This window comes from Zoogloea sp. 1C4 (assembly GCF_009469605.1).
GTDB classification, from domain to species: Bacteria; Pseudomonadota; Gammaproteobacteria; order Burkholderiales; family Rhodocyclaceae; genus Zoogloea; species Zoogloea oryzae.
Map to the genome: position 1 here is coordinate 128,066 of NZ_SSXU01000010.1, position 21,304 is coordinate 149,369.

Genomic DNA, 21,304 nt, shown 5'->3' on the forward strand with positions numbered 1-21,304 from the left:
GGGTCAGAGCTTCAGCTGGGTGACGATGTCGTAGATCGGCAGCATGACGGCGCTCATCACGGCGAGCAGGAGGGCGCCGAGGATGAGGGTGAGGGCGGGTTCGAGGCCGGCCTGGAGCCGGGCGATGGCTTCGCGGACGTCGCGCTCATAGAAATAGCTGACGTTGGCGAGGGCGTTGTCCAGGGCGCCGGTGGTCTCGCCGACCCGGAGCATGCGGGTGACGAGGGCGGGGAACATGGCCACATCGCGGAAGGCGTCGGACAGGCTGAGGCCGCGTTCGATGTTGCCGGCGGCCTGGGCGATGCCTTGCTGGACGGCCAGATTGCCGACCGCCTCGCCGGCCACCTGGAGGGCTTCGACGATGGGGATGCCGGAGCGGTACATCAGCGCGAACAGGCCGGTGAAGCGGGCGAGGATGAGCTTGCGGCGGACGTCGCCGAGGAGCGGGATGTGCAGCAGGCGTGCGTCGTGGCGCTGGCGCAGGTGCGACCGGGTGGCGAGCCCGTGGCGGTAGGCGAGGATGCCCGCCGTGCCCAGGACAAGGAGCGGGCCGCCAAAGCGGCGGACGAAATCCGACAGGCCGATGAGCAGCCGGGTCTGCAGCGGGAGGGGCTGGCCGGTGCTCTGGAAGAGGCGGGCGAGCTCGGGCACCACGTGGATCAGCGCGACGGCGATGGCGGCGAGGATGACGACGGCGACGATGGCTGGGTAGATCGCGATGCGCCGGGTGTAGCTGGCGAGTTCGTCGTCGCGTTTGAGGTTGGCGGAGATGGCCTGCAGGACGGTGGGCAGCTCGCCGGCCCGTTCGCCGGCGCGCACCAGCTTGCAGAAGACGGCGTCGAAGGTCTGCGGGTGGCGCTCCAGGGCCTGGGACAGGGTGTCGCCACCTTCGATGGCGCTGCGCACGGCGGCAATGGTGGCGCGGAAGCGCGGGTGATCGGTGGCGTCGTGGAGGTCGGCGAGGCTTTCGAGGATGGGGACGCCGGCGCGCAGGAACTGTTCGAGGTGAAAGCAGAAGTTGATGAGCTCCCGCCGGGGAGCGTGGGGGCGCCCGGGCAGCCGTGCCGCGGGCTTGCCGTGGATGAGTTCGAGATCCTGCCGGGCGAGGCGGAGTTCGAGATCGGCCAGATTGTCGGCGTCGAGCCGGCCCCGGACGATCTGCCCGTGGGGATCGACGGCCCGGTAGGCGAAGGGCGTCATGGGGACAGTCGGTCGGTGAGGTCCACCACGCGGGAGAGTTCTTCGAGGGAGGTTTCGCCTTCCAGGACGCGCCGGCAGCCGTCGTCGGCGAGCGTGCGGAAGCCCTTGTGCAGGGCGGCCTGGCGGATTTCACGGGTGGTGGCGCGGCGGGCGACGAGCTCGTCGAGATCGCCGTCGAGGCGCAGGACTTCCATGATGGCGAGGCGCCCGAGATAGCCCTGGAAATCGCAGCGCGGGCAGCCCTTGGGGCGGTGGATGACTGGCCGCCCGGTGCTGCCGCCGAGGGCGAGCAGGCGCATCTCAATGTCGTCGGCCGGGTGCGGGTCGCGGCAGGCGGGGCAAAGGCGGCGGACGAGGCGCTGGGCGACGACGCCGATGATGTTGCCGGCGAGGATGTCGGGCTGGATGCCGATGTCGAGGAGCCGCGGGATGGCGCCGATGGCCGAGCTGGTGTGGAGCGTGGAGAAGACCTGGTGGCCGGTCATGGCGGCCTGGAAGGCCATGCGGGCGGTGTCCTCGTCGCGGATCTCGCCCACCAGGATCACGTCCGGATCCTGGCGCAGCATGGCCCGCACACCGTTGGCGAAATCGAGGCGGGTGGCCTCGGAGACGGCGGTCTGGCGGATCTGGGACATCGGGTATTCGACCGGATCTTCCAGCGTCATGATGTTGACGCCCTCGGCGTTGAGGTGGCCGAGGATGGAGTAGAGGGTGGTCGTCTTGCCGCTGCCGGTGGGGCCGGTGACGAGGATCAGGCCTTCGGGGCGGGCGATCATCAGCTTGAGCAGGTCGAGCTGGGCGTCGGGGAGGCCGAGCTGATCCAGGCGGACGAGGCCCTTCTGGCGGTCGAGGATGCGCAGGACGATGTTCTCGCCGTGGAGCGTGGGCAGGGTGGAAACGCGGAAATCCACCGGGCGGCCGCTCACGTGAAGGGATATCCGCCCATCCTGTGGGGCGCGGGTTTCGGCGATGTTGAGGCCGGCCATCACCTTGAGGCGCACGGCCATGGCCGGCCAGCAGGCCCGGTGCAGGGCGCGGATCTGGCGCAGCATGCCGTCGATCCGGTAGCGGATGCGCAGGAAGCCGGCTTCGGGCTCGAAGTGGAGGTCGGAGGCGTCGCGCCGGACGGCGTCGGCCAGCAGGGCGTCGATGAGGCGCACGACGGGCTGGGCGTATTCGTTGCCGGCGCTGGCCGTGCCCAGCCGCTCGGGCTCGCCGGTCTCGATCTCGTGGAGGATGCCGTCGATGGAGAGTTCGTGGCCATATAGCTGGTCGATGGCGCGGGCGATCTCGGAGTCGCCGGCGAGCAGGGTGTCGATGGTGCAGCCGGCCGGGAGCAGGCTGCGCAACTGGTCGAGGGCGATGAGGTTGTCGATCTCGGCGGAGGCGATCACCAGTGTATGGCGGGCGGCGTCGTAGCTGAGCGGGATGAGCTTGAGGCGCTTGGCGACGGGCTGGGGCACGAGGGCCAGGGCGGCCGGATCCGGCAGCACGTGGGTGAGGTCGATGCTCTCGCGGGAGAGTGTCTGGGCGAGGGCGTCGCGCAGGGTGGCTTCGGAGAGGAAGCCGAGGCGCACCAGCTGGCGGCCGAGGGCGTCGCCGCTGCGGTGCTGTTCACGCAGGGCGATGTGGAGCTGGTCGGAGCTGATGAGGCCGAGCTGGAGGAGGGTCTGTCCGATGGGGGCGGGGGCGTTCATGGGGTGGAGTCGAACGGCTGGAGGGTGGCGAGACGCTCGGCGCAGCGGGCCCGCGAGAAGCGGGTGGCGGCATCAGGCAGCCGGGCGGCGAGGCTCAGCGCCTTGCGGTAGTGGCTCGCCGCCAGGCGGTGCTGGCCCAGATGATCGAGGCTGATCGCGAGGTTGTAGGCGATGTCGGCATCTAGCGGGGCGAGACGGTGGGCGTCGAAGTAGGCTTGCTGGGCCTCCGCCCAGCGCTGCTGGCGGGCCAGGAGGTCGGCCAGGGCGAGCCGCGGGGCAAGGCTGTCGGGGGTGTCGGCGAGGGCTGCGATGGCATCTCGGAGCGGGCTTTCGGCGGATGTCTGACTGCTGGACTGAATGCGGGCGAGGCCGGAAAGGGCGGTTGGGTCGAGCGGGCGGGCCAGCAGGGCGCGCCGGAACAGGGTGTCGGCTTCGGCCGGGCGGCGCTGGATGAGCGCGATCGCGCCGAGTCCGTTGAGGGCGTCGGCATTGTTCGGGTCGGCGGCGAGGGCCTGTCGGTACAGGGCGTCGGCGTGGGCGAGATTGCCCGCCGTGTAGGCGTCGTGGGCGAGGGTGACGGCAGACGGGCTGGCAGGCGCCGCCGGGCTGGGGCGGAAGCGAGGGCTGTCGGCGGGGGGCGCGAGCGGTGTCGGGCGTGGGGGCTGCGGCCGTTGCTGTACCGCGGCGGCGGGTATTGAAGGTGTCGGGGCCGAGGATGGTTTTGAGATGTTGGCTGCCTGAGCCGGGGCCGGGACGGGCTCTTCCTCGACGGTGGCGTCGTCCATCACGAAGCGCGGCGATGGCGCTGCATGGGCGGGGCTGATCGGCAGGGTGGCGGGTGTCAGGGCCAGCCAGAGGCCGGTGACGAGGGCGCCAAGGCAGGCGAACAGGGTCGCAAGCCGCCAGTCGGGGAGCGGTGGCCGTGCCGGCGTGCCCGCCGGGGGCGTTGGAGGCGGAGCGATGGCTGGCCGGGCGGGCTCGCCGGGGCTGGCGGGCAGGGGCAAGGGTTCGAGTTCGAGGGCGCCGCCCATCGGCCGCGTGGGGGCGGGATCGGTCGGACGGCGGCTTTCGTCAGCTTTGCGCAGGGCGTTGAGCAGCAGGCTCATGGCGTGATGCCCCGAGCTGACGGTGCATCGGGCTGCAGAGGTGGGAAGTTCCGGCTGCCCGGACGGGGCGTGTCGGTGAAGAAGCCGGGGCCGGGCAGCTGGCCGCGTAGGTGCGGCGTGGCGGCGACGAGGTTGGGTTCGCGCACCACCACCGGGCGCAGGAAGATCACCAGCTCGGTCTTCTGGATGGCGTTGTCGCGGTTGGTGAAGAGTTCGCCGAAGAGCGGGATCGCTCCGGCGAGCGGCACCCGGCCGGTCTTGTAGTCGATGCGGTCTTCCATCAGCCCGCCGAGGATGGCGGTTTCGCCGTCGCCCAGGCGCAGTACGGATTCGATCTCGCGGGTGCGGATCTGGGGAACGAGGTTGGCGATGTTGGCGGGGATGTTGGGGTTCGGGTCGCGGCGGAAGTCGGCGATGCTGGAGATCGTGGGGCGGACGTTGAGGATGACCTCGTCGGCGTCGCTGACCTGGGGTGTGACGGTCATCACGAGGCCGACGGACACCGCCTGGGGCGTGGTGGTGACGGTGGTGAGCGCGCCAGCGTTGGTGGTCTGGGTGGTGTCGGCCCGGACGGCGAAGTAGACGAATTCCTCGACCACCTTGATGACCGCTGTCTGGTTGTTGAGCACCGACAGCTTGGGGCTGGACAGCACCTTGACGGTGCCGAAGCCTTCGAGGAGGCGGATCGTCGAGTCGATGCCGTTGGCGCTCTGGTAGCTGGCGCTGAAGGGCAGGATGGCGTTGCCGGTGCTGGTGCCCAGGGTGGGGCCGGTGAGGCCGAAGCGGGTGCCGTTGGCGAGGATGCGGCTCCATTCGATGCCCTGGCGGTAGGTGTCGGACAGGCCGACTTCGAGGATGGTGGCCTCGATGAGCACCTGGCGACGGGCCGCGGACATCACCTGGTCGATGAACTCGCGCACCTTTTCGTGCTGGCGGCCGGTGGCGCGCACGGTGACGACGCCGGTCTCGCGGTTGGCGATGATCGAGGCGGCCTCGCGGAAGGTGGATTTGTGCACCACCGTGGTGGTGGCGTTCTGCATGGCGGCCGGATTGGGGCTGGCGGCGAAGCCGGCGGGCTGGCCCTGGACCGGGCGGGCGTTGCGGTTGCGCCCGGCAGATCCGGCGGGCGCGGCGCCAGTGCTGATGCCGGTGCCGGTGGTCGTGGTGGTTTCGACGTTCTCGACGACGGTTTCGCTGGAGCCCTCGGGGAGGAGCTTGTCGGTCTCGCGCAGCAGATCGCGGAGGTTCTTTTCGATGGATTCCCAGAACTGGTTGCGGGAGGCGTTCTCGATGCGGGTGGCGGAGACGTTGCCGCCGGTGATCGGCGTGCCGGCGGGTAGGCCGGTGCCGGCTGCGTGCAGGTTGCCGGTGCCGCTGGTGGCGATCTGGGTGTTGGTGGAAACAGTGCCCGACACGCTGCGGCTCAGGTTGACGTAGTCGATGCGGTAGGTGCGCAGGAAGGGGCTGTCGGGCATCACCGCCAGATTGGAGCCATCGAACTCGTAGCGCATGTCTACCTGCCGGGCGATGCGCGCGAGAATCTGGGGCAGGGTCTGGTTGATGGCGTTGAGGGTGACTGTGCCGCTGAGGCCGGGGTGGATGTCGATGTTGATTCGGGCGTCGCGGGCCAGCGCGAAAAGCAGATCCTGGATGCGCAGGTTGGTGACGACAACCGAGTAGGTTTCTGCCACCGGAGCGGGCGTGGGGCGGGGCAGGGGGATGAGGTCGGCGACGACGGGGGGTATGCTTTTTGCACTCTCCGCCGGAATCCCCTGCGCGCCGATGTGGCCCGACGACGGCGGGTTGGATGGCATGGATGCGCATCCCGCTGTGGCCAGCGCCAGTGCGCCTGAAAGCCAGGTGAATAAATTCATCGTCTTACGTGTATGTCTTTTTTTACAGCTCCTGATTTTATGCCGAATTTATTTTCCTGTGGGAGGCTTGTGTCTGCAAGTGTCCTGGTACGGTGTCGTGGATTGGGGGCTGGCGGCTGTCCCGGCAGTTTTTTGCAGGAAAAAGCCTTACACGGGTGTAAGTCATGTGTAAGATTGAACGACTCTAATCTCGGCCGGATCAAGGACCGAAACACCGTACAGAAAAACAACAGCGGTGATACCCAGTCGTACGGCCTTTGTCCCCCGCCAGCAAGGTTTCAGAGCATCCAACGTTGCACACTCATATAAACACGAGGAGAGGTGAAAAATGACGAACGAAACCACCCAGAAGCTCTACTATCCGTCTGAAGAGGTGGTGAAGAACGCTGCCGTGTCGGGCATGGAAGCGTACCGGGCTCTTTGCGCGGAAGCTGCGCAGGATTACGAAGGCTTCTGGGGCAAGCGCGCCAAGGAACTGATCGACTGGCAAACCCCGTTTACCCAGGTGCTCGACGAGAGCAACGCCCCGTTCTTCAAGTGGTTTGCCGACGGCAAGCTGAACGTCTCCTACAACTGCCTTGACCGTCAGGTCAACAACGGTCTGGGCGACAAGGTCGCGCTGATCTTCGAAGGCGACAAGGGCGACGTCTCCAAGGTTACCTACAAGGATCTGCTCGGCCGCGTCAGCAAGTTTGCCAACGCGCTCAAGAGCCTCGGCGTGAAGAAGGGCGACCGCGTCGTCATCTACCTGCCGATGTCCATCGAAGGTGTCGTGGCCATGCAGGCCTGCGCCCGTATCGGCGCCACCCACTCCATCGTGTTCGGCGGCTTCTCCGCCCAGTCTCTGGCCGACCGGATCAATGACGCCGGCGCCGTGGCCCTGATCACCTCCGACGGCCAGAACCGCGGTGGCAAGGCCCTGCCGCTCAAGTCCATCGCCGACGAAGCGCTGGCCAGCGGCTGCCCGTCCATCAAGAGCGTCCTGGTCGTCAAGCGCACCGGTGGCGAAACCGCCATGGTCGCCGGCCGCGACATCTGGGCTGACGACCTGCTCGCCACCCAGTCCGACGTCTGCGAACCGGAATGGGTTGAAGCCGAACATCCGCTGTTCCTGCTCTACACCTCCGGCTCCACCGGCAAGCCGAAGGGCGTCCAGCACTCCACCGGCGGCTACCTGCTGCACGCCATCCTCACCATGAAGTACACGTTCGACATCAAGCCGGACGACGTCTTCTGGTGCACGGCCGACATCGGCTGGGTCACGGGCCACACCTACATCACCTACGGCCCGCTCGCCTGCGGCGCCACCGAGATCGTCTTCGAAGGCGTGCCGACCTACCCGGACGCCGGCCGTTTCTGGAAGATGATCCAGGATCACAAGGTCAACATCTTCTACACCGCCCCGACCGCCATCCGCTCCCTGATCAAGGCTGCGGACAACACCCCGGCCGTGCATCCGAAGAACTACGACCTGTCTTCCCTGCGCATCCTGGGTTCCGTCGGCGAGCCGATCAACCCCGCCGCCTGGGAGTGGTACTACGAGAACGTCGGCGGCAGCCGCTGCCCGATCGTCGATACCTTCTGGCAGACCGAAACCGGTGGTCACATGATCACCCCGCTGCCCGGCGCGACCCCGCTGGTCCCCGGCTCCTGCACCCTGCCCTTCCCGGGCATCCAGGCTGCGGTGGTCGACGAGACCGGTACCGAAGTGCCGTGGGGCCAGGGCGGCATCCTGGTCGTCCAGCGTCCGTGGCCGTCGATGATCCGCACCATCTGGGGCGATCCCGACCGTTTCGTGAAGTCCTACTACCCGGCTGACTTCCAGGGCAAGCTGTACCTGGCTGGCGACGGCGCGATCCGCGACAAGGACACCGGCTACTTCACCATCACCGGCCGTATCGATGACGTGCTGAACGTCTCCGGTCACCGCATGGGCACGATGGAAATCGAATCCGCCCTGGTGGCTCACGAGAAGGTTGCCGAGGCTGCCGTGGTTGGCCGTCCGGACGATCTGACCGGCGAAGCGATCGTGGCCTTCGTGGTGCTGAAGGGCGCCCGCCCGACCGGCGACGAAGCCGTCAAGGTCATCAAGGAACTGCAGAACTGGGTTGGCCAGGAAATCGGCCCCATCGCCAAGCCGAAGGACATCCGCTTCGGTGAGAACCTGCCGAAGACCCGCTCCGGCAAGATCATGCGCCGTCTGCTCCGTCAGCTGGCCAAGGGCGAGGAGATCACCCAGGACACCTCGACGCTGGAAAACCCGGCGATCCTGGAACAGCTCAAGTAATCAACTGCATCACCCGCCCCGGCCCTGTGGCCGGGGGCGGCCAGCGCCCCGGTGCTTCCCCCGAAGTGCCGTCAAAAACAACAGCGCGTGCCGCACAACAGAATAAACAAGGGAGGAGCCCGGCGCGGTATGGCCGGGAGTGTGAGGGGGAGAAACAGGCGCGGACTCCGCGCCTTTTTCTCGTCCGTCGTCCGCGTGACGGCGGCGGGCGCGCAGGTGCGTCGCAACTCTCGCCAAGTCTGCCTGTACGGGTTATAAGCGCAGGGTGACATTGCGCGACGGGAGGATGACATGATCAAGGCGACACTAACCGGCCAGCGTCTCGTGGCTTTGTTTCTGCTCGGCGGGCTGTTGGTGAACTATCCGATCCTGTCTGCGTTCGATTCGGACCGGATGTGGTTCGGCATTCCCGTCCTGTACCTCTATGTTTTCGGCGTGTGGGCGGCCCTCATCGTGATGATGGCCCTGGTCATCGAGCGCTAGGAGCGCAGGCGTGATGACCGGAACCACCATCGTCGCCGTCTCCTTCCTGTATCTGCTGCTGCTGTTCGGCGTCGCCTACCTGGGCGACAAGCGGGCGGATGCAGGGCGTTCCCTCATCGCCAACCCGACGATCTACGCCCTCTCGCTGGCGGTTTACTGCACGACCTGGACCTACTACGGCAGCGTGGGGCGCGCCGCGTCGTCGGGGCTGGGCTTCGTGCCGATCTTCCTCGGGCCGACCCTGGCGGTGGCCCTGTGGTGGTTCGTGATGTTGAAGATGGTCCGCATCGCCAAGACCCATCGCATCACCTCGATCGCCGACTTCATCGCCTCGCGCTACGGCAAGAGCCACCTGCTGGGCGGGCTGGTCACCGTGATCGCGGTGCTCGGCGTGCTGCCCTACATCGCGCTGCAGCTCAAGGCAGTCTCCAACAGTTTCACGATCCTCTCGAACTACCCGGCCATCGTGATGCCGGCCAAGGTGGGCGCGGGTTCTTGGCTGACCGACACGGCGCTGTACGTGGCGCTCATCATGGCGGCCTTCACCATCCTGTTCGGCACCCGCCACCTGGACGCTACCGAGCGCCACGAGGGGATGGTGGCGGCCGTGGCGTTCGAGTCGCTGGTCAAGCTGCTGATCGTGCTGGCGGTCGGCATCTACGTTACCTTCGGGCTGTACGACGGATTTGCCGACATCTTCTCCCAGGCGGCCGAGCGGGACGACCTGCGCCGGTTGATGGAAATGGGCGCCGGCGGCAATGGCTACGGCAGCTGGTTCTCGATGACGCTGCTGTCGATGCTGGCGGTGATGTTCCTGCCCCGCCAGTTTCAGGTGGCGGTGGTCGAGAACGTCAATGAGAACCACCTGCGCCGGGCGATCTGGCAGTTTCCGTTGTATCTCCTGCTGATCAATATCTTCGTGCTGCCCATCGCCCTGGGGGGGCTGATGACCTTTGCCGGCCAGGATGTGGATGCCGACACCTTCGTGCTTACCCTCCCGATGGCGCAGGGGCAGGGCTGGCTGGCGCTGCTGGTGTTCATTGGCGGGCTGTCGGCGGCAACGGGGATGGTCATCGTCGAGACGATCGCCCTGTCGACGATGGTCTGCAACGATCTGGTGATGCCCGTCCTGTTGCGCTTCCGGGGGCGCTCGCTGCTGGGGCGGGAGGACCTCTCGGGCGTGCTGCTGGGCATCCGCCGCGGGGCGATCATCCTGATCCTGCTGCTGGGCTACCTGTACTTCCGCGTGGCCGGCGAGGCCCACGCGCTGGTGAGCATCGGCCTCATCAGTTTTGCCGCGGTGGCCCAGTTTGCCCCGGCGATGATCGGCGGGATCTACTGGCGTGGCGGCACCCGGCCCGGGGCACTTGCGGGGCTCGCCGGTGGTTTCGGGGTGTGGCTTTACACGCTGCTGCTGCCGTCCTTTGCAAAGTCGGGCTGGCTGCCGGAGGCTTTCCTGCAGGATGGGCTGTTCGGGCTGGAGGTGCTGCGGCCCCAGGAGCTGTTCGGGGTTGTCGGCCTCGACCCGATCGCCCACAGCCTGTTCTGGAGCCTGTCAGTGAACATCTGCGCCTACCTGTGCGTGTCCCTGTGGCGGCGGCCGAATGCTGTCGAGGCCGGCCAGGCGATGCTGTTCGTGGATGTCTTCCGGCAGAGTCGGCCCGGCGGCGGCGATTTCTGGCGCGGTAGCGCCCGGGTGGGCGATCTGCTTCCGCTGATCGGCCGGTTCATTGGACGCGACCGGGCCCGTCACGCCTTTGCGGATTACGCGCGGATGCGCGGCGTGGCCGGGGTCGAGGCCCTCCAGGCGGATGCCGGGCTGGTGCATTTTGCAGAGACCACGCTGGCCGGCGCCATCGGTGCGGCGTCGGCGCGGGTGATGGTGGCTTCGGTGGTGAAGGAGGAGCCGCTTGGGCTCGATGAGGTGATGAACATTCTCGACGAAGCATCCCAGGTGCGGGCCTACTCGAAGCAGGTCGAGCAGAAATCCCTGGAACTCGAAGCGGCCACCCGCGAACTGCGCAGTGCCAATGATCGCCTGAAGGAGCTCGACCGCCTGAAGGACGACTTCATGTCGTCGGTCACCCACGAACTGCGCACGCCGCTCACCTCGATCCGCGCGTTCTCCGAGATGCTGCTTGAGGATCCCAAGATCGACCTCGAAGAGCGGAAACGCTTTCTGGGTATCATCGTCAGCGAGACCGAGCGGCTGACGCGGCTCGTCAATCAGGTGCTCGACATGGCCAAGATCGACTCGGGCCATGCGGAGTGGCAGACCGGCGAGGTGGACCTGATCCAGGTGGTCGAGCAGGCTGCGGCGTCCACCAGCCAGCTCTTCAAGGACAAGGGCGTGGCGCTGGAGCTGGCCCTGCCGGCCCAGGTGCCGACGCTGCTGGCCGACCGGGATCGGCTGGTGCAGGTGGTGCTCAACCTGCTCTCAAATGCGGTGAAGTTCGTCGCGCGGGACACCGGTGCGGTGTGGGTGACGCTCAGCCAGGTTGCCGACGGCCTGCGTGTGGACGTGCGGGACAACGGGCCTGGCCTCACCGCCGAGGAGCAGCTGGTTGTTTTCGAGAAGTTTCGGCAGGGCGGCAACACCATGACCGACAAGCCTCAGGGGACGGGCCTCGGCCTGCCGATCAGCCGCCAGATCGTCGAACACTATGGCGGCCGGCTGTGGGTCGAGAGCCGGGCGGGGGAGGGCGCGACATTCTCGTTTCTGATGCCTTGCGGCAAATCAACAGAAGCGAACGCTCAAGCAGGATAAACTACAATTTCATGCGCCGCGGATGGGGGCGGGATGTGCGTCCCTGTTTCAGACGGCGGAGGGGAGGAAGACAAAATGACCAAAAAAATACTGATCGCCGACGATGAGCAGAACATCGTCATTTCCCTGGAGTTCCTGATGAAGCGCGAGGGCTTTGCCGTGTGCATCGCCAACGACGGTCAGGAAGCCCTCGACAAGGTGCGCAGCGAGTCGCCCGATCTGGTGCTCCTCGACGTGATGATGCCGCGCAAGAACGGCTACGAGGTGTGCCAGGAGATCCGTGCCGACGCCGGGCTGCAAGACACCCGCATCCTGATGCTCACCGCCAAGGGGCGCGAGACCGAAGTCACCAAGGGTCTCGCGATGGGCGCCGATGCCTACATGACCAAGCCCTTCTCGACCCGCGAGCTGGTCGCCAAGGTCAAATCCCTCCTGGATATCCCGGCATGAGCCCGAAAGCCCGGCAGGCGCTGGCGATTGCCGCGGCCTGCGCTCTCGTCGCCGGTGTGCTGGCGGCGGCGGGCTTTGCCGTGTGGCGCGATCTGACGCCTGAAGAAAAGGCGGTGATCGAGCCCGTTCTCAACCCGCGGCTGGGGCTGCTCATCATGATCTCGATGGTGGGCGCCGGGGCGGCGGCGGTGCTGATGAAGTCCTTCGCCCAGTCGGCCATCGCCGAGCCGGCGCTGCTGGCGGACGAAGTCGGGCTGATCGTCGGCACCGATCCATCCCGCCGGGTCAAGCCGGCAGGCTCGCCCGAACTGCAGCGCATTGCCGAGGCGGTGAACAACCTCGCCGATCAGCGGCGCAGCCTGCAGGAAGACGTGGAGGCGCGCATCCGCGAGGCCCGGCTGTCGGTCGAGGAAGAGCGCAACCGCCTCGCCGCGCTGATGTCCGAGCTCAACCAGAGCGTGGTGGTGTGCAATCTCGACGGCCGCATCCTGCTTTACAACAACCGGGCGCGGCTGCAGTTCAAGGCGCTGTCGGATGCGCCAACCGCCGCTGGTGGTGGCGAGATCATCGGCCTCGGGCGCTCGATCTACCTCGTCTTCGAGCGCAGCCTGATCGTCCATGCCCTCGAGAGCATCCAGGAGCGCATCCGCCGCCAGAGCGCCCAGCCAATGGCCAACTTCGTCACCACCACCCGCGCCGGGCAGCTGCTGCGGGTGCAGATGGCGCCGGTGCTGGCCACGGGGGGCGAGCCCGACGCCGAGCCGAGCGTCACGGGCTTCGTGCTGATGCTCGACAACATCACGCGCAATTTCGAGGCCGAGACCAAGCGTGACCAGATGCTCCACACCCTCACCGAGGGCAGCCGCTCGTCCCTGGCCAACCTGCGGGCCGCGGCCGAGATGCTCGAGTACCCCGATCTCGACGCCGATCTGAAGGAGCGCTTCCTGAAGGTGGTCCGTGACGAGGTGGAGGGCATGAGCCGCCGCCTCGACGAGACCGCCAACGCCTTCGCCGACTCCCTCAAGACCCGCTGGCCCCTGGACGAGATGCTGGGCGCCGATCTGGTGGCCGCAGCCCAGCGCCGGGTCGAGAAGAAGCTCGGCCTGCCCACCAAGCTGGAAGGCATCGATCCGGACGTGTGGGTGAAGGTGGATAGTTTCTCGCTGCTGCAGGCCATCAGCTATCTCGTCAGCCGGCTGTCCGATGAGTTCGAGGTGCGCGAAGTGCGCTTCCGGCTCACCTCCGCCGGGCGGCTGGCGCATCTGGACCTGATCTGGTCCGGGCAGGCGATGAGCACCGAGACCGTGATGGCTTGGGAACTCGAGCCCATGACCTTCGCCGGCGAAAGCTCCCCCCTCACGGTGCGCGACGTGGTGGCCCGCCACGACGGCGAGATCTGGCTGCAGCGCGAGAAGACCCAGCACCGCGCCTTCTTTCGCCTGCTGCTGCCCTCGGCCGCGCCCCAGAACGAAGTCGAGGCAACCACCTACCTCAAGGGCGACAGCCGGCCCGAGTACTACGATTTCGACCTCTTCAAGCAGACCGAGGCCAGCCACGCCCTGGACGACCGCCCGCTCTCCGAGCTCGCCTTCACGGTGTTCGACACCGAGACCACCGGCCTCAACCCGTCCGAAGGCGACGAGATCATCCAGATCGGTGCAACCCGCATCGTGAACGGCAAGCTGCTCAAGTCCGAATCCTTCGACCAGCTGGTGGACCCGCTCCGCGAGCTGCCGGAGGCCTCCACCAAGATCCACGGCATCACGCCGGAGATGCTGGTCGGCCAGCCGTCCATGGCCAAGGTGCTGCCGGCCTTCCATGCCTTTGCCGAAGATACCGTGCTGGTGGCCCACAACGCGGCCTTCGACATGCGCTTCCTGCAGCTCAAGGAGGAGAGCACCGGCATCCGTTTCACTCAGCCCGTGCTCGACACCCTGCTGCTGTCGGCGGTGCTGCATCCCTCGCAGGAGTCCCACCGTCTCGAGGCGATCAGCGAGCGCATGGGCGTGAGCGTGATGGGGCGCCACACGGCGATCGGCGATGCGATCGTCACCGGCGAGGTCTTCCTGCGGATGATTCCGCTGCTGGCGGAGATGGGCATTCGGACCCTTGGGGATGCGCGCAAGGCCTCCGAGAAGACCTACTACGCCCGCGTGAAGTACTGAGCGGCCGCCGCTCATGTCCTCAGCCCAGCGCGGTGGTGGCCTGACGGCGCTGCTGCGTCGCCCGCCGGTGCATGCGCTCCCCGAGGCGAGTATCCGGGAAGCGCTGCAACGGATGGATGCGGCGCGGGTCGGCACGGTGGTCATCGTCGATCCGGCCCGGCGCCCACTCGGAATGCTGACCCTCCGCGACGTCATCGACCGGGTCGTGCTGCCTGGTGGCGATCTCGGCGCACCGGTGGCCGGCGTCATGACCGGCGGCGTGGTCGCCCTGCCCGGCGACGCCAGCCCCCATCTGGCCCGGCTGCTGCTTGCGCGGCACGGCCTGCGCCATCTGGTGGTTACCGACGGGGCGGGCCAGCTCGTCGGCGTGCTCTCCCGGAGCGATCTCTACGCCAGCCGGTTTGCCGGCTCTGATGATCTTGTCGAGGCGATCCAGTCTGCGCGCGGCGTGGACAGCCTCGCCCAGGCCGCGGCCCGGGTGCGGAAGGCCGCCGAGGCAATGGTCGAGCTCGGCGAGGGCAGCGGTGCGCTGGGCGAGTGGATCGCCATGCTCAACGATCTCGTGGTGCAGGCGGCCGTCGACCTGGCCGAAGCCGAGATTGAAGTGCCGTTGGTGCCCTGGTGCTGGCTCGCCTTCGGCTCGGAAGGCCGTCTGGAGCAGACGCTTGCCACCGATCAGGACAATGGGCTGATCTTTGCCTGCGGCGCAGATGACGATCCGGAGGCGCTGCGGGCAGGCTTCCTGCCCTTCGCCCGGCGGGTCAATGAGATCCTCGACGCCTGCGGCTTTCCACTCTGCAAGGGCGAGGTGATGGCCGGCAATCCCCGCTGGTGCCTGTCGCTGGGCGAGTGGCGGGCGTGCTTTGCCGGCTGGATGCACAGCGGTACGGCCGACGATCTCCTCAACGCCACGATCTTCTTCGATTTCCGTCCCCTCGCGGGCGACTGGCAGCTGGCGGCGGCGCTGCAGCGCTGGCTGCTCGGCATCGCCGGCGATACCCCGCTGTTCCTGCGCTTCATGGCGGCAAACGCCCTGCGCGGCGGGCCGCCGCTCGGGGTGCTCCGGGATTTCTCGGTGGATCGGGAAACTGGGCTCATCGACCTGAAGCGCGACGGCAGCCGGGTGTTCGTCGACGCGGCGCGGATCTACGCGCTGGCGCTCGGCGTTGCCGAAACCGCCACCACGGCGCGCCTGCAGGCGGCCGGTGAGGCGCTGAACTGGCCGCGGCGGGAGGTGAGGGCGCTGGTCGATGCCTTTGGCTTCATCCAGCAGCTTCGCCTCGCCAGCCCGCGGGAGCCTGGCGGTGGAGCCAACCAGATCGCCCCGGCGTCCCTGAACGAGCTCGAGCGGGCGTTCCTGAAGGAGTCTTTTCGCCAGGCGCGGCGCCTGCAGCAGAAGCTCCAGGTCCGGTATCAGTTGTAGTGCCGCGGACGGGGGCTATACTCGCGCCGTGGCCGTACGGCCAGGAGCGGGAGAAAGAGGCTTGTGAGCCGGGACAACGACAACAGCGCGGAAACGCGCGCCGCCGCCGAGCGATACTGGAAGACGACCCTGCGGCTGACCGTGGGGCTGCTGCTCGTCTGGGCCGCGGTGAGCTTCCTGCCCGGATGGTTCGCGGACGAGCTCAATTCGATGGTCTTCTTCGGCTGGCCTTTCGGCTTTTACATGGCGGCGCAGGGTGCGCTGATCGTGTTCCTGTTGATCGTCTGGCTCTACGATTTCTGCATGACGCGCCTCGAGCGGCGCCACGGCCTTGATCCCGATGACTGAGGCCGCGCAACGATGAGCTCTCTGGCCAGCCTGTCCCGGCGCGTCTGGCGCTATTACCTTTTCTACGCAGCGGGTTTCTTCAGCCTGGTGGCGATGCTTGCCATCGCCGAGCAGCTTGGCCTCGCGCCCCGCTGGATCGGCCAGATCTTCCTGTTCGCCACGATCGCCATCTACGCCGCCATCGGCGTGATGAGCCGGACTTCCGACGTCTCCGAGTACTACGTGGCGGGGCGGCGGGTGCCGGCGCTGTTCAACGGCATGGCCACCGCCGCCGACTGGATGAGCGCCGCGTCCTTCATCGGGCTGGCGGGCACGCTGTACTACGCCGGCTTCGAGGGGCTCGCCTTCGTCACCGGCTGGACGGGCGGATATGTGCTGGTGGCGCTGCTGCTGGCGCCCTTCCTGCGCAAGTTCGGGCAGTTCACGATCCCGGATTTCCTCGGCGCGCGATACGAGGGGCACTTCGCCCGGGTGGTCGGCGTGTTTGCTGGCGTGCTGGCGAGCTTCGTTTACGTGGTGGCGCAGATCTACGGCGTGGGGCTCATCACCAGCCGCTTCATCGGCATCGAGTTCGAGATCGGCGTGTTCGTGGGCCTCGCGGGCATCCTGGTGTGTTCGTTTCTGGGTGGCATGCGGGCGGTGACCTGGACGCAGGTCGCCCAGTACCTGATCCTCATCGTCGCCTATCTGGTGCCGGTGGGCATCCTGTCGTACAAGGTGACCGGCGTTCCGCTGCCCCAGCTGACCTACGGCAAGGTGCTGCAGGATCTGGGTGTGAAGGAGCTGGAGCTGTTCTCCGAGCCGCGGGAGAACGCTGTCCGCGTGCAGTACCGGCATCGCGCCGAGGAGTACGCCCGCAAGATCGCCGACCTGCCCGACTCCCTTGCCGCGGAGCGGATGGCTCAGGTCCAGCGGGTCAACGAGCTGCGCACCCAGGGCGCGGCAGCCCGGGACATCTCTGTCGCTGAACGGCAACTGCGTGACCTGCCCCGTACCGCCGATGAAGCCCGCGTGAAGTGGGAGCGGGCCCGTCAGGACAGTCTCTCCCGCACCGTGCCGCCGCCGCCCCACGCCGAAGCTCACCCGGGGGCCGATCAGGCTGCCCGGGATAGCGCCCGGCGCAACTTCCTGGCGCTCACCTTCGTGTTGATGGTCGGCACCGCCGCACTGCCCCACATCCTGATGCGCTACTACACGACGCCGACGGTGCGGGAAGCGCGACGTTCGGTGTTCTGGTCGCTGTTCTTCATCTTTCTGCTGTATGTCACGGCGCCGGCTTATGCGGTCTTCGCCAAGTGGGAGGTCTATAGCAGTCTGGTGGGCTCCAACATTGCCACCTTGCCCCACTGGGTGGCCTCGTGGGGCAAGGTCGGCCTCGTCAAGATCGAGGACATCAACGGCGACGGCATCCTCCAGCTGGCCGAACTCACCATCAACAGCGACGCGATCCTGCTGCTGGTGCCGGAACTGGCCGGATTGCCCTACGTGGTTTCCGGGCTGGTGGCCGCGGGTGGCCTGGCAGCGGCACTGTCGACCGCGGATGGCCTGCTGCTGACGATCTCCCACGCCCTGTCCCATGATCTCTACTACAAGATCATCAACCCGGAAGCCTCCACCCAGCGCCGGCTGGTGATCACCAAGTCCCAGCTGCTCGTGGTGGCGGTGGTGGCCGCCTGGGTGGCGTCGCTGCGTCCGGACAGCATCCTCTTCATGGTCGGGCTGGCCTTCTCGATCGCTGCGTCGGCCTTCTTTCCTGCGCTGGTGCTGGGCATCTTCTGGAAGCGCGCCAACAAGTGGGGCGCGGTGACCGGCATGATCGCCGGCCTTGGGATGACGCTCTACTACATCGTGCGCACCCATCCCTTCTTCGGCGGCAGCATGGCCGAGGCCTGGCTGGACATCCATCCGATCTCCTGCGGCGTCTTCGGCGTGCCCGCAGGCTTCGTGGTGATTGCTGTCGTCAGCCTGCTCACGCCCCCGCCGAGTGCCGAGGTTCAGGCCCTTGTCGACGACGTCCGGCTGCCCGATCCAGCGAAAAAACGAAAACAGGCTTTGACATCCTGAATTCTTCATGTATAGTGCCGCCTCCACTTGGAGAGGTGGATGAGTGGTTTAAGTCGCACGCCTGGAAAGCGTGTTCAGGGTAATACCCTGACGCGGGTTCGAATCCCGCCCTCTCCGCCAAGAATTCCCCCGGATGGTTAGCGTGTGCCTTGCTTGTAAGGCGCGCGCTTTGCCACGTTCGTGGCAGCCGATCTGGCCATGTTTTACCTTGTCCTACCGTTCGCATGACGGAGGGCTTTAATCCAGAAGGAGATCTCATGCGACATTACGAAGTCGTTTTCATCGTTCACCCCGATCAGAGCGAGCAGGTGCCCGCCATGATCGAGCGCTACCGCAGCCTCGTCACCTCCCAGGGCGGCCAGATCCATCGCCTGGAAGACTGGGGCCGTCGTCAGCTGGCCTACCCGATCCAGAAGATCCACAAGGCCCACTACGTGCTGATGAACATCGAGTGCGATCAGCCGACCATCGCCGAACTGGAGCACGGCTTCAAGTTCAACGATGCCGTCCTGCGTCACCTGTCTATCCGCACCAAGAAGGCTGTCACCACTCCGTCGCCGATGATGAAGGAAGAGAAGTCCCGCTCCCTGACCTCCGCCGACGAGGCCAAGCCGGCCGCCGAGCAGCAGCCCGCCGCCTGAGTTGCAGGAGCAGGGCCGCAACAGTTTTGAGATAGAAGGCGTCCTGGCCGAGATTGGTCAGATGCGTTACTCCCCCGGCGGTGTGCCGGTGCTGGCAGGACGCATCGAGCACCGGTCGCGGCAGGCGGAAGCCGGGCTCCCCCGGAATGTGGAGCTCGAGTTGCAGGTGGTGGCCGTGGGTGACAAGGCAAAAATGCTAGCCGTCGCCCGTCTCGGCAGTACCGCCCGGCTCACCGGTTTCCTCGCAGCAAAAAGTCTGCGGAGCAGGATGCCTGTATTGCACATCGATACGATCGAATTTTTGGAAGGAACGAATCATGGCATTCAAGCCAGCAATGAAGCGTAAGGACGACCGTGGCGGTCGCAGCCTCTTCAAGCGTCGCAAGTTCTGCCGTTTCAGCGCAGAGAAGATCGAAGAGATCGACTACAAGGATGTGGACATCCTGAAGGACTTCATCACCGAAAACGCCAAGATCATGCCGGCTCGCATCACCGGTACCAAGTCTGGCTACCAGCGTCAGCTGTCCACCGCGATCAAGCGTGCCCGCTTCCTCGCGCTCCTGCCTTACACCGACCTGCACCAGTAATCCCGGAGAGACAGCATGCAAATCATTCTTTTGGACAAGGTTGTCAACCTGGGTGGTCTGGGCGATGTGGTCAAGGTCAAGGACGGCTATGCCCGTAACTTCCTGATCCCCCAAGGCAAGGCCAAGCGTGCCAACGCCGCCAACCTGGCTGAGTTCGAAGCCCGTCGTGCCGAGCTCGAGCGCATCGCCGCCGAGCAGCTGGCTGCCGCTCAGGCTCAGGGTGAGAAGCTCGAAGGTCTGGCCATCACCGTCAGCCGCAAGGCCGGTGTCGATGGTCGCCTGTTCGGCTCCGTCACCAACGCCGACATCGCCGACGCCCTCAAGGCTCAAGGCTTTGCCGTCGAGAAGTCTGCCGTCCGCATGCCGGAAGGCCCGCTGAAGGTTGTCGGCGAGTCGCAACTCGTCGTCGCCCTGCATACCGACGTGACTGCTACCATCACCGTCACGGTGGTCGGCGAGAACTGATCGGTTGGCGAGTACTCGCTTCGATCAAAAAGGGCTGCCTAGTGCAGCCCTTTTTGTTTTTTGTCCGGATTGTTCCGGGTGTTTCGTTCTACTGATGGTCTATGCGCAAATCTCAAAATCATTCCGATGATCCCGTGATGTCGAATCTGCGCCTGCCTCCCCATTCGCTGGAGGCGGAGCAGTCCCTGCTGGGCGGTCTGCTGATCGACAACACCGTGTGGGACCGGGTGGGCGACGTCGTCAATGAGGCGGATTTCTACCGGGACGATCACCGGCGGATCTTTCGCCAGATCGCCCGCCTGATCGAACTGGGCAAGCCGGCCGATGTGGTCACTGTCTTCGAGGCGCTCGAGAAGAATGGCGAGGCCGAGCACGTCGGTGGCCTGTCGTATCTGGGTGAGATTGCCAACAGCACGCCGTCGGCGGCCAACGTCCGGCGCTACGGCGAAATCATCCGTGAGCGCGCGATCCTGCGGAAGCTGGTGTCGGTGGGGGACGATATTGCCGCCAGTGCGCTGACGCCTTCCGGCAAGGACGCCAAGACGCTCCTCGATGAGGCGGAGGCCAAGGTGTTCGAGATTGCCGAGGCGGGCGCGCGCACGGTCAGCGGCTTCGTGCCGATCCAGCCGATTCTTGGTCAGGTGGTGGATCGCATCCAGGAGCTCTACGACCGCGATTCTCCGGCGGGTATTACCGGTGTCGCCACCGGCCTGGCGGATCTCGACGACAAGACGTCCGGCCTGCAGCCCTCGGACATGATCGTGCTGGCTGCGCGCCCCGGTATGGGCAAGACCTCGCTGGCGCTGAACATCGCCGAGCATGTGGCGATCGAGGGTGGTCTGCCGGTGGCGGTGTTCTCGATGGAAATGCCGGGGACTCAGCTGGCGACCCGTTTCCTGTCGTCCGTGGGGCGCATTGATCAGCACAAGATCCGTTCGGGCAAGCTCAACGACGAGGAGTGGCAGCGGCTTACTTACGCGCTGGGCAAGCTCCATGAGGCGCCGATCTTCATCGACGAAACGCCGGGCCTCAACCCGACCGACTTGCGCGCACGCTGCCGGCGTCTGCATCGCCAGTGCGGCCGCTTGGGCCTGATCGTGATCGACTACCTTCAGCTGATGACTTCGCTGAAGGAGAGCGACAACCGCTCAGCCGAGCTGTCGGAGATCTCGCGGTCGGTGAAGTCGCTGGCAAAGGAGCTGCATGTGCCGATCATTGCGCTCTCGCAGCTCAACCGAAGCCTGGAGCAGCGCCCCAACAAACGCCCGGTCGCATCGGATCTGCGGGAGTCCGGCGCCATCGAGCAGGACGCGGACATCATCATGTTCATCTACCGGGACGAGATCTATAACCCCGACTCCCCGGATAAGGGCATGGCTGAGCTGATCATCTCCAAGCACCGGAACGGCTCTACCGGCACCATCCCCATGACTTTCATCGGAGAGTTCACCCGTTTCGAGAACTTTGCGGGGATGAGGATGAGCGGTGGTGGGGATGACTACTGAGGTCTGTTTTGAATTAATTTCCCCAAACCTCTTGACGTGTTCTGATAGTTCTTTATAATTCGGCCCTCTTCGCAGCGCAGTTGTTCAGCGCGGTGTTGAGGGGAATGGCCCGGAAGTGTTGGGTTGTTCTGGCGCAGTCAGGTGTTTGCAGCGAAGTTTAAAAAGATTTCGCGAAATGCTTGACGGAGCTGAAAGGCTCTGTATAATGCGCACCTCTTCGCTGCAGCGCGCAGCGGTTCTTT

The 21,304-nt window shown here is 66.1% G+C and carries 17 protein-coding genes and 1 tRNA gene; 14 read left to right on the plus strand and 4 right to left on the minus strand.

Translation table 11 applies throughout. The annotated features are described in order from the left end of the window. Positions 1–3: 3 nt before the first annotated feature. Genes GH681_RS13755 through mshL form a run of 4 tightly spaced genes read right to left on the minus strand, consistent with a single transcriptional unit; the run spans position 4 to position 5,817 of the window. The gene (locus tag GH681_RS13755; protein WP_153162017.1) at positions 4–1,200 is read right to left on the minus strand and encodes a type II secretion system F family protein; all 1,197 of its coding nucleotides are present in this window, start codon (positions 1,198–1,200) and stop codon (positions 4–6) included. Then, the gene (locus tag GH681_RS13760) at positions 1,197–2,897 is read right to left on the minus strand and encodes a GspE/PulE family protein (RefSeq protein WP_153162018.1); all 1,701 of its coding nucleotides are present in this window, start codon (positions 2,895–2,897) and stop codon (positions 1,197–1,199) included. The genes GH681_RS13755 and GH681_RS13760 overlap by 4 nt, the downstream gene beginning before the upstream one ends. Beyond that, positions 2,894–4,003, minus strand: a complete 1,110-nt coding sequence (locus GH681_RS13765) for a tetratricopeptide repeat protein (RefSeq protein WP_153162019.1) — start codon at positions 4,001–4,003, stop codon at positions 2,894–2,896. The genes GH681_RS13760 and GH681_RS13765 overlap by 4 nt, the downstream gene beginning before the upstream one ends. After that, complete coding sequence (mshL, locus tag GH681_RS23720) at positions 4,000–5,817, minus strand: pilus (MSHA type) biogenesis protein MshL (RefSeq protein WP_228111908.1); 1,818 nt, start codon at positions 5,815–5,817, stop codon at positions 4,000–4,002. Before mshL ends, GH681_RS13765 begins: the two co-directional genes overlap by 4 nt. A 388-nt stretch (positions 5,818–6,205) precedes the next feature. Between mshL and acs the strand changes: the two genes are divergently transcribed. The 14 genes from acs (at position 6,206) to dnaB (ending at position 21,062) form a co-directional block, all read left to right on the plus strand. After that, the gene (gene acs, locus GH681_RS13775) at positions 6,206–8,164 is read left to right on the plus strand and encodes an acetate--CoA ligase (RefSeq protein WP_153162020.1); all 1,959 of its coding nucleotides are present in this window, start codon (positions 6,206–6,208) and stop codon (positions 8,162–8,164) included. A gap of 291 nt (positions 8,165–8,455) precedes the next feature. After that, positions 8,456–8,647 carry a hypothetical protein gene (locus tag GH681_RS13780; protein ID WP_153162021.1) on the plus strand — a complete coding sequence of 64 codons (192 nt, stop codon included), beginning with the start codon at positions 8,456–8,458 and terminating at the stop codon, positions 8,645–8,647. A 10-nt stretch (positions 8,648–8,657) separates the two neighbouring features. Next, a complete protein-coding gene (locus tag GH681_RS13785) occupies positions 8,658–11,414 on the plus strand; it encodes a sensor histidine kinase (RefSeq protein ID WP_194271239.1) in 2,757 nt (918 codons plus the stop codon). Positions 11,415–11,489: 75 nt separating this feature from the next. Next, positions 11,490–11,864, plus strand: a complete 375-nt coding sequence (locus tag GH681_RS13790) for a response regulator transcription factor (RefSeq protein WP_153162023.1) — start codon at positions 11,490–11,492, stop codon at positions 11,862–11,864. Beyond that, positions 11,861–14,029 (plus strand): exonuclease domain-containing protein, encoded by a 2,169-nt coding sequence (locus tag GH681_RS13795; RefSeq protein ID WP_153162024.1) that lies wholly within the window; start codon positions 11,861–11,863, stop codon positions 14,027–14,029. Before GH681_RS13790 ends, GH681_RS13795 begins: the two co-directional genes overlap by 4 nt. Positions 14,030–14,042: 13 nt before the next feature. Beyond that, the gene (locus GH681_RS13800) at positions 14,043–15,452 is read left to right on the plus strand and encodes a DUF294 nucleotidyltransferase-like domain-containing protein (RefSeq protein WP_153162025.1); all 1,410 of its coding nucleotides are present in this window, start codon (positions 14,043–14,045) and stop codon (positions 15,450–15,452) included. Between the two features lie 63 nt (positions 15,453–15,515). Continuing rightward, positions 15,516–15,800, plus strand: a complete 285-nt coding sequence (locus tag GH681_RS13805) for a DUF4212 domain-containing protein (protein WP_153162026.1) — start codon at positions 15,516–15,518, stop codon at positions 15,798–15,800. 12 nt (positions 15,801–15,812) lie between these two features. After that, positions 15,813–17,864 (plus strand): sodium:solute symporter family protein, encoded by a 2,052-nt coding sequence (locus tag GH681_RS13810; protein WP_153162027.1) that lies wholly within the window; start codon positions 15,813–15,815, stop codon positions 17,862–17,864. Positions 17,865–17,893: 29 nt separating this feature from the next. After that, a tRNA-Ser gene (locus GH681_RS13815) sits at positions 17,894–17,984 on the plus strand. A gap of 137 nt (positions 17,985–18,121) precedes the next feature. After that, positions 18,122–18,505: a 30S ribosomal protein S6 gene (rpsF, locus tag GH681_RS13820; protein WP_153162028.1), complete on the plus strand. Its 384-nt coding sequence runs from the start codon at positions 18,122–18,124 to the stop codon at positions 18,503–18,505. A gap of 1 nt (position 18,506) precedes the next feature. Next, positions 18,507–18,851, plus strand: a complete 345-nt coding sequence (priB, locus tag GH681_RS13825; RefSeq protein ID WP_228111909.1) for a primosomal replication protein N — start codon at positions 18,507–18,509, stop codon at positions 18,849–18,851. After that, the gene (gene rpsR / locus GH681_RS13830) at positions 18,823–19,092 is read left to right on the plus strand and encodes a 30S ribosomal protein S18 (RefSeq protein WP_153162030.1); all 270 of its coding nucleotides are present in this window, start codon (positions 18,823–18,825) and stop codon (positions 19,090–19,092) included. Before priB ends, rpsR begins: the two co-directional genes overlap by 29 nt. Positions 19,093–19,107: 15 nt before the next feature. Beyond that, positions 19,108–19,557 carry a 50S ribosomal protein L9 gene (rplI, locus tag GH681_RS13835; RefSeq protein WP_153162031.1) on the plus strand — a complete coding sequence of 150 codons (450 nt, stop codon included), beginning with the start codon at positions 19,108–19,110 and terminating at the stop codon, positions 19,555–19,557. A gap of 137 nt (positions 19,558–19,694) precedes the next feature. Then, positions 19,695–21,062: a replicative DNA helicase gene (gene dnaB / locus GH681_RS13840; protein ID WP_228111910.1), complete on the plus strand. Its 1,368-nt coding sequence runs from the start codon at positions 19,695–19,697 to the stop codon at positions 21,060–21,062. Positions 21,063–21,304: the final 242 nt, after the last annotated feature.

Bases quoted from the DNA above. Each gene is read 5' to 3' on its own strand.
- GH681_RS13755 (WP_153162017.1), bottom strand. From the start codon at position 1,200: ATGACGCCCTTCGCCTACCGGGCCGTCGATCCCCACGGGCAGATCGTC.
- GH681_RS13760 (WP_153162018.1), bottom strand. From the start codon at position 2,897: ATGAACGCCCCCGCCCCCATCGGACAGACCCTCCTCCAGCTCGGCCTC.
- GH681_RS13765 (WP_153162019.1), bottom strand. From the start codon at position 4,003: ATGAGCCTGCTGCTCAACGCCCTGCGCAAAGCTGACGAAAGCCGCCGT.
- mshL (WP_228111908.1), bottom strand. From the start codon at position 5,817: ATGCCATCCAACCCGCCGTCGTCGGGCCACATCGGCGCGCAGGGGATT.
- acs (WP_153162020.1), top strand. From the start codon at position 6,206: ATGACGAACGAAACCACCCAGAAGCTCTACTATCCGTCTGAAGAGGTG.
- GH681_RS13780 (WP_153162021.1), top strand. From the start codon at position 8,456: ATGATCAAGGCGACACTAACCGGCCAGCGTCTCGTGGCTTTGTTTCTG.
- GH681_RS13790 (WP_153162023.1), top strand. From the start codon at position 11,490: ATGACCAAAAAAATACTGATCGCCGACGATGAGCAGAACATCGTCATT.
- GH681_RS13795 (WP_153162024.1), top strand. From the start codon at position 11,861: ATGAGCCCGAAAGCCCGGCAGGCGCTGGCGATTGCCGCGGCCTGCGCT.
- GH681_RS13800 (WP_153162025.1), top strand. From the start codon at position 14,043: ATGTCCTCAGCCCAGCGCGGTGGTGGCCTGACGGCGCTGCTGCGTCGC.
- GH681_RS13810 (WP_153162027.1), top strand. From the start codon at position 15,813: ATGAGCTCTCTGGCCAGCCTGTCCCGGCGCGTCTGGCGCTATTACCTT.
- rpsF (WP_153162028.1), top strand. From the start codon at position 18,122: ATGCGACATTACGAAGTCGTTTTCATCGTTCACCCCGATCAGAGCGAG.
- rpsR (WP_153162030.1), top strand. From the start codon at position 18,823: ATGGCATTCAAGCCAGCAATGAAGCGTAAGGACGACCGTGGCGGTCGC.
- rplI (WP_153162031.1), top strand. From the start codon at position 19,108: ATGCAAATCATTCTTTTGGACAAGGTTGTCAACCTGGGTGGTCTGGGC.
- dnaB (WP_228111910.1), top strand. From the start codon at position 19,695: ATGTCGAATCTGCGCCTGCCTCCCCATTCGCTGGAGGCGGAGCAGTCC.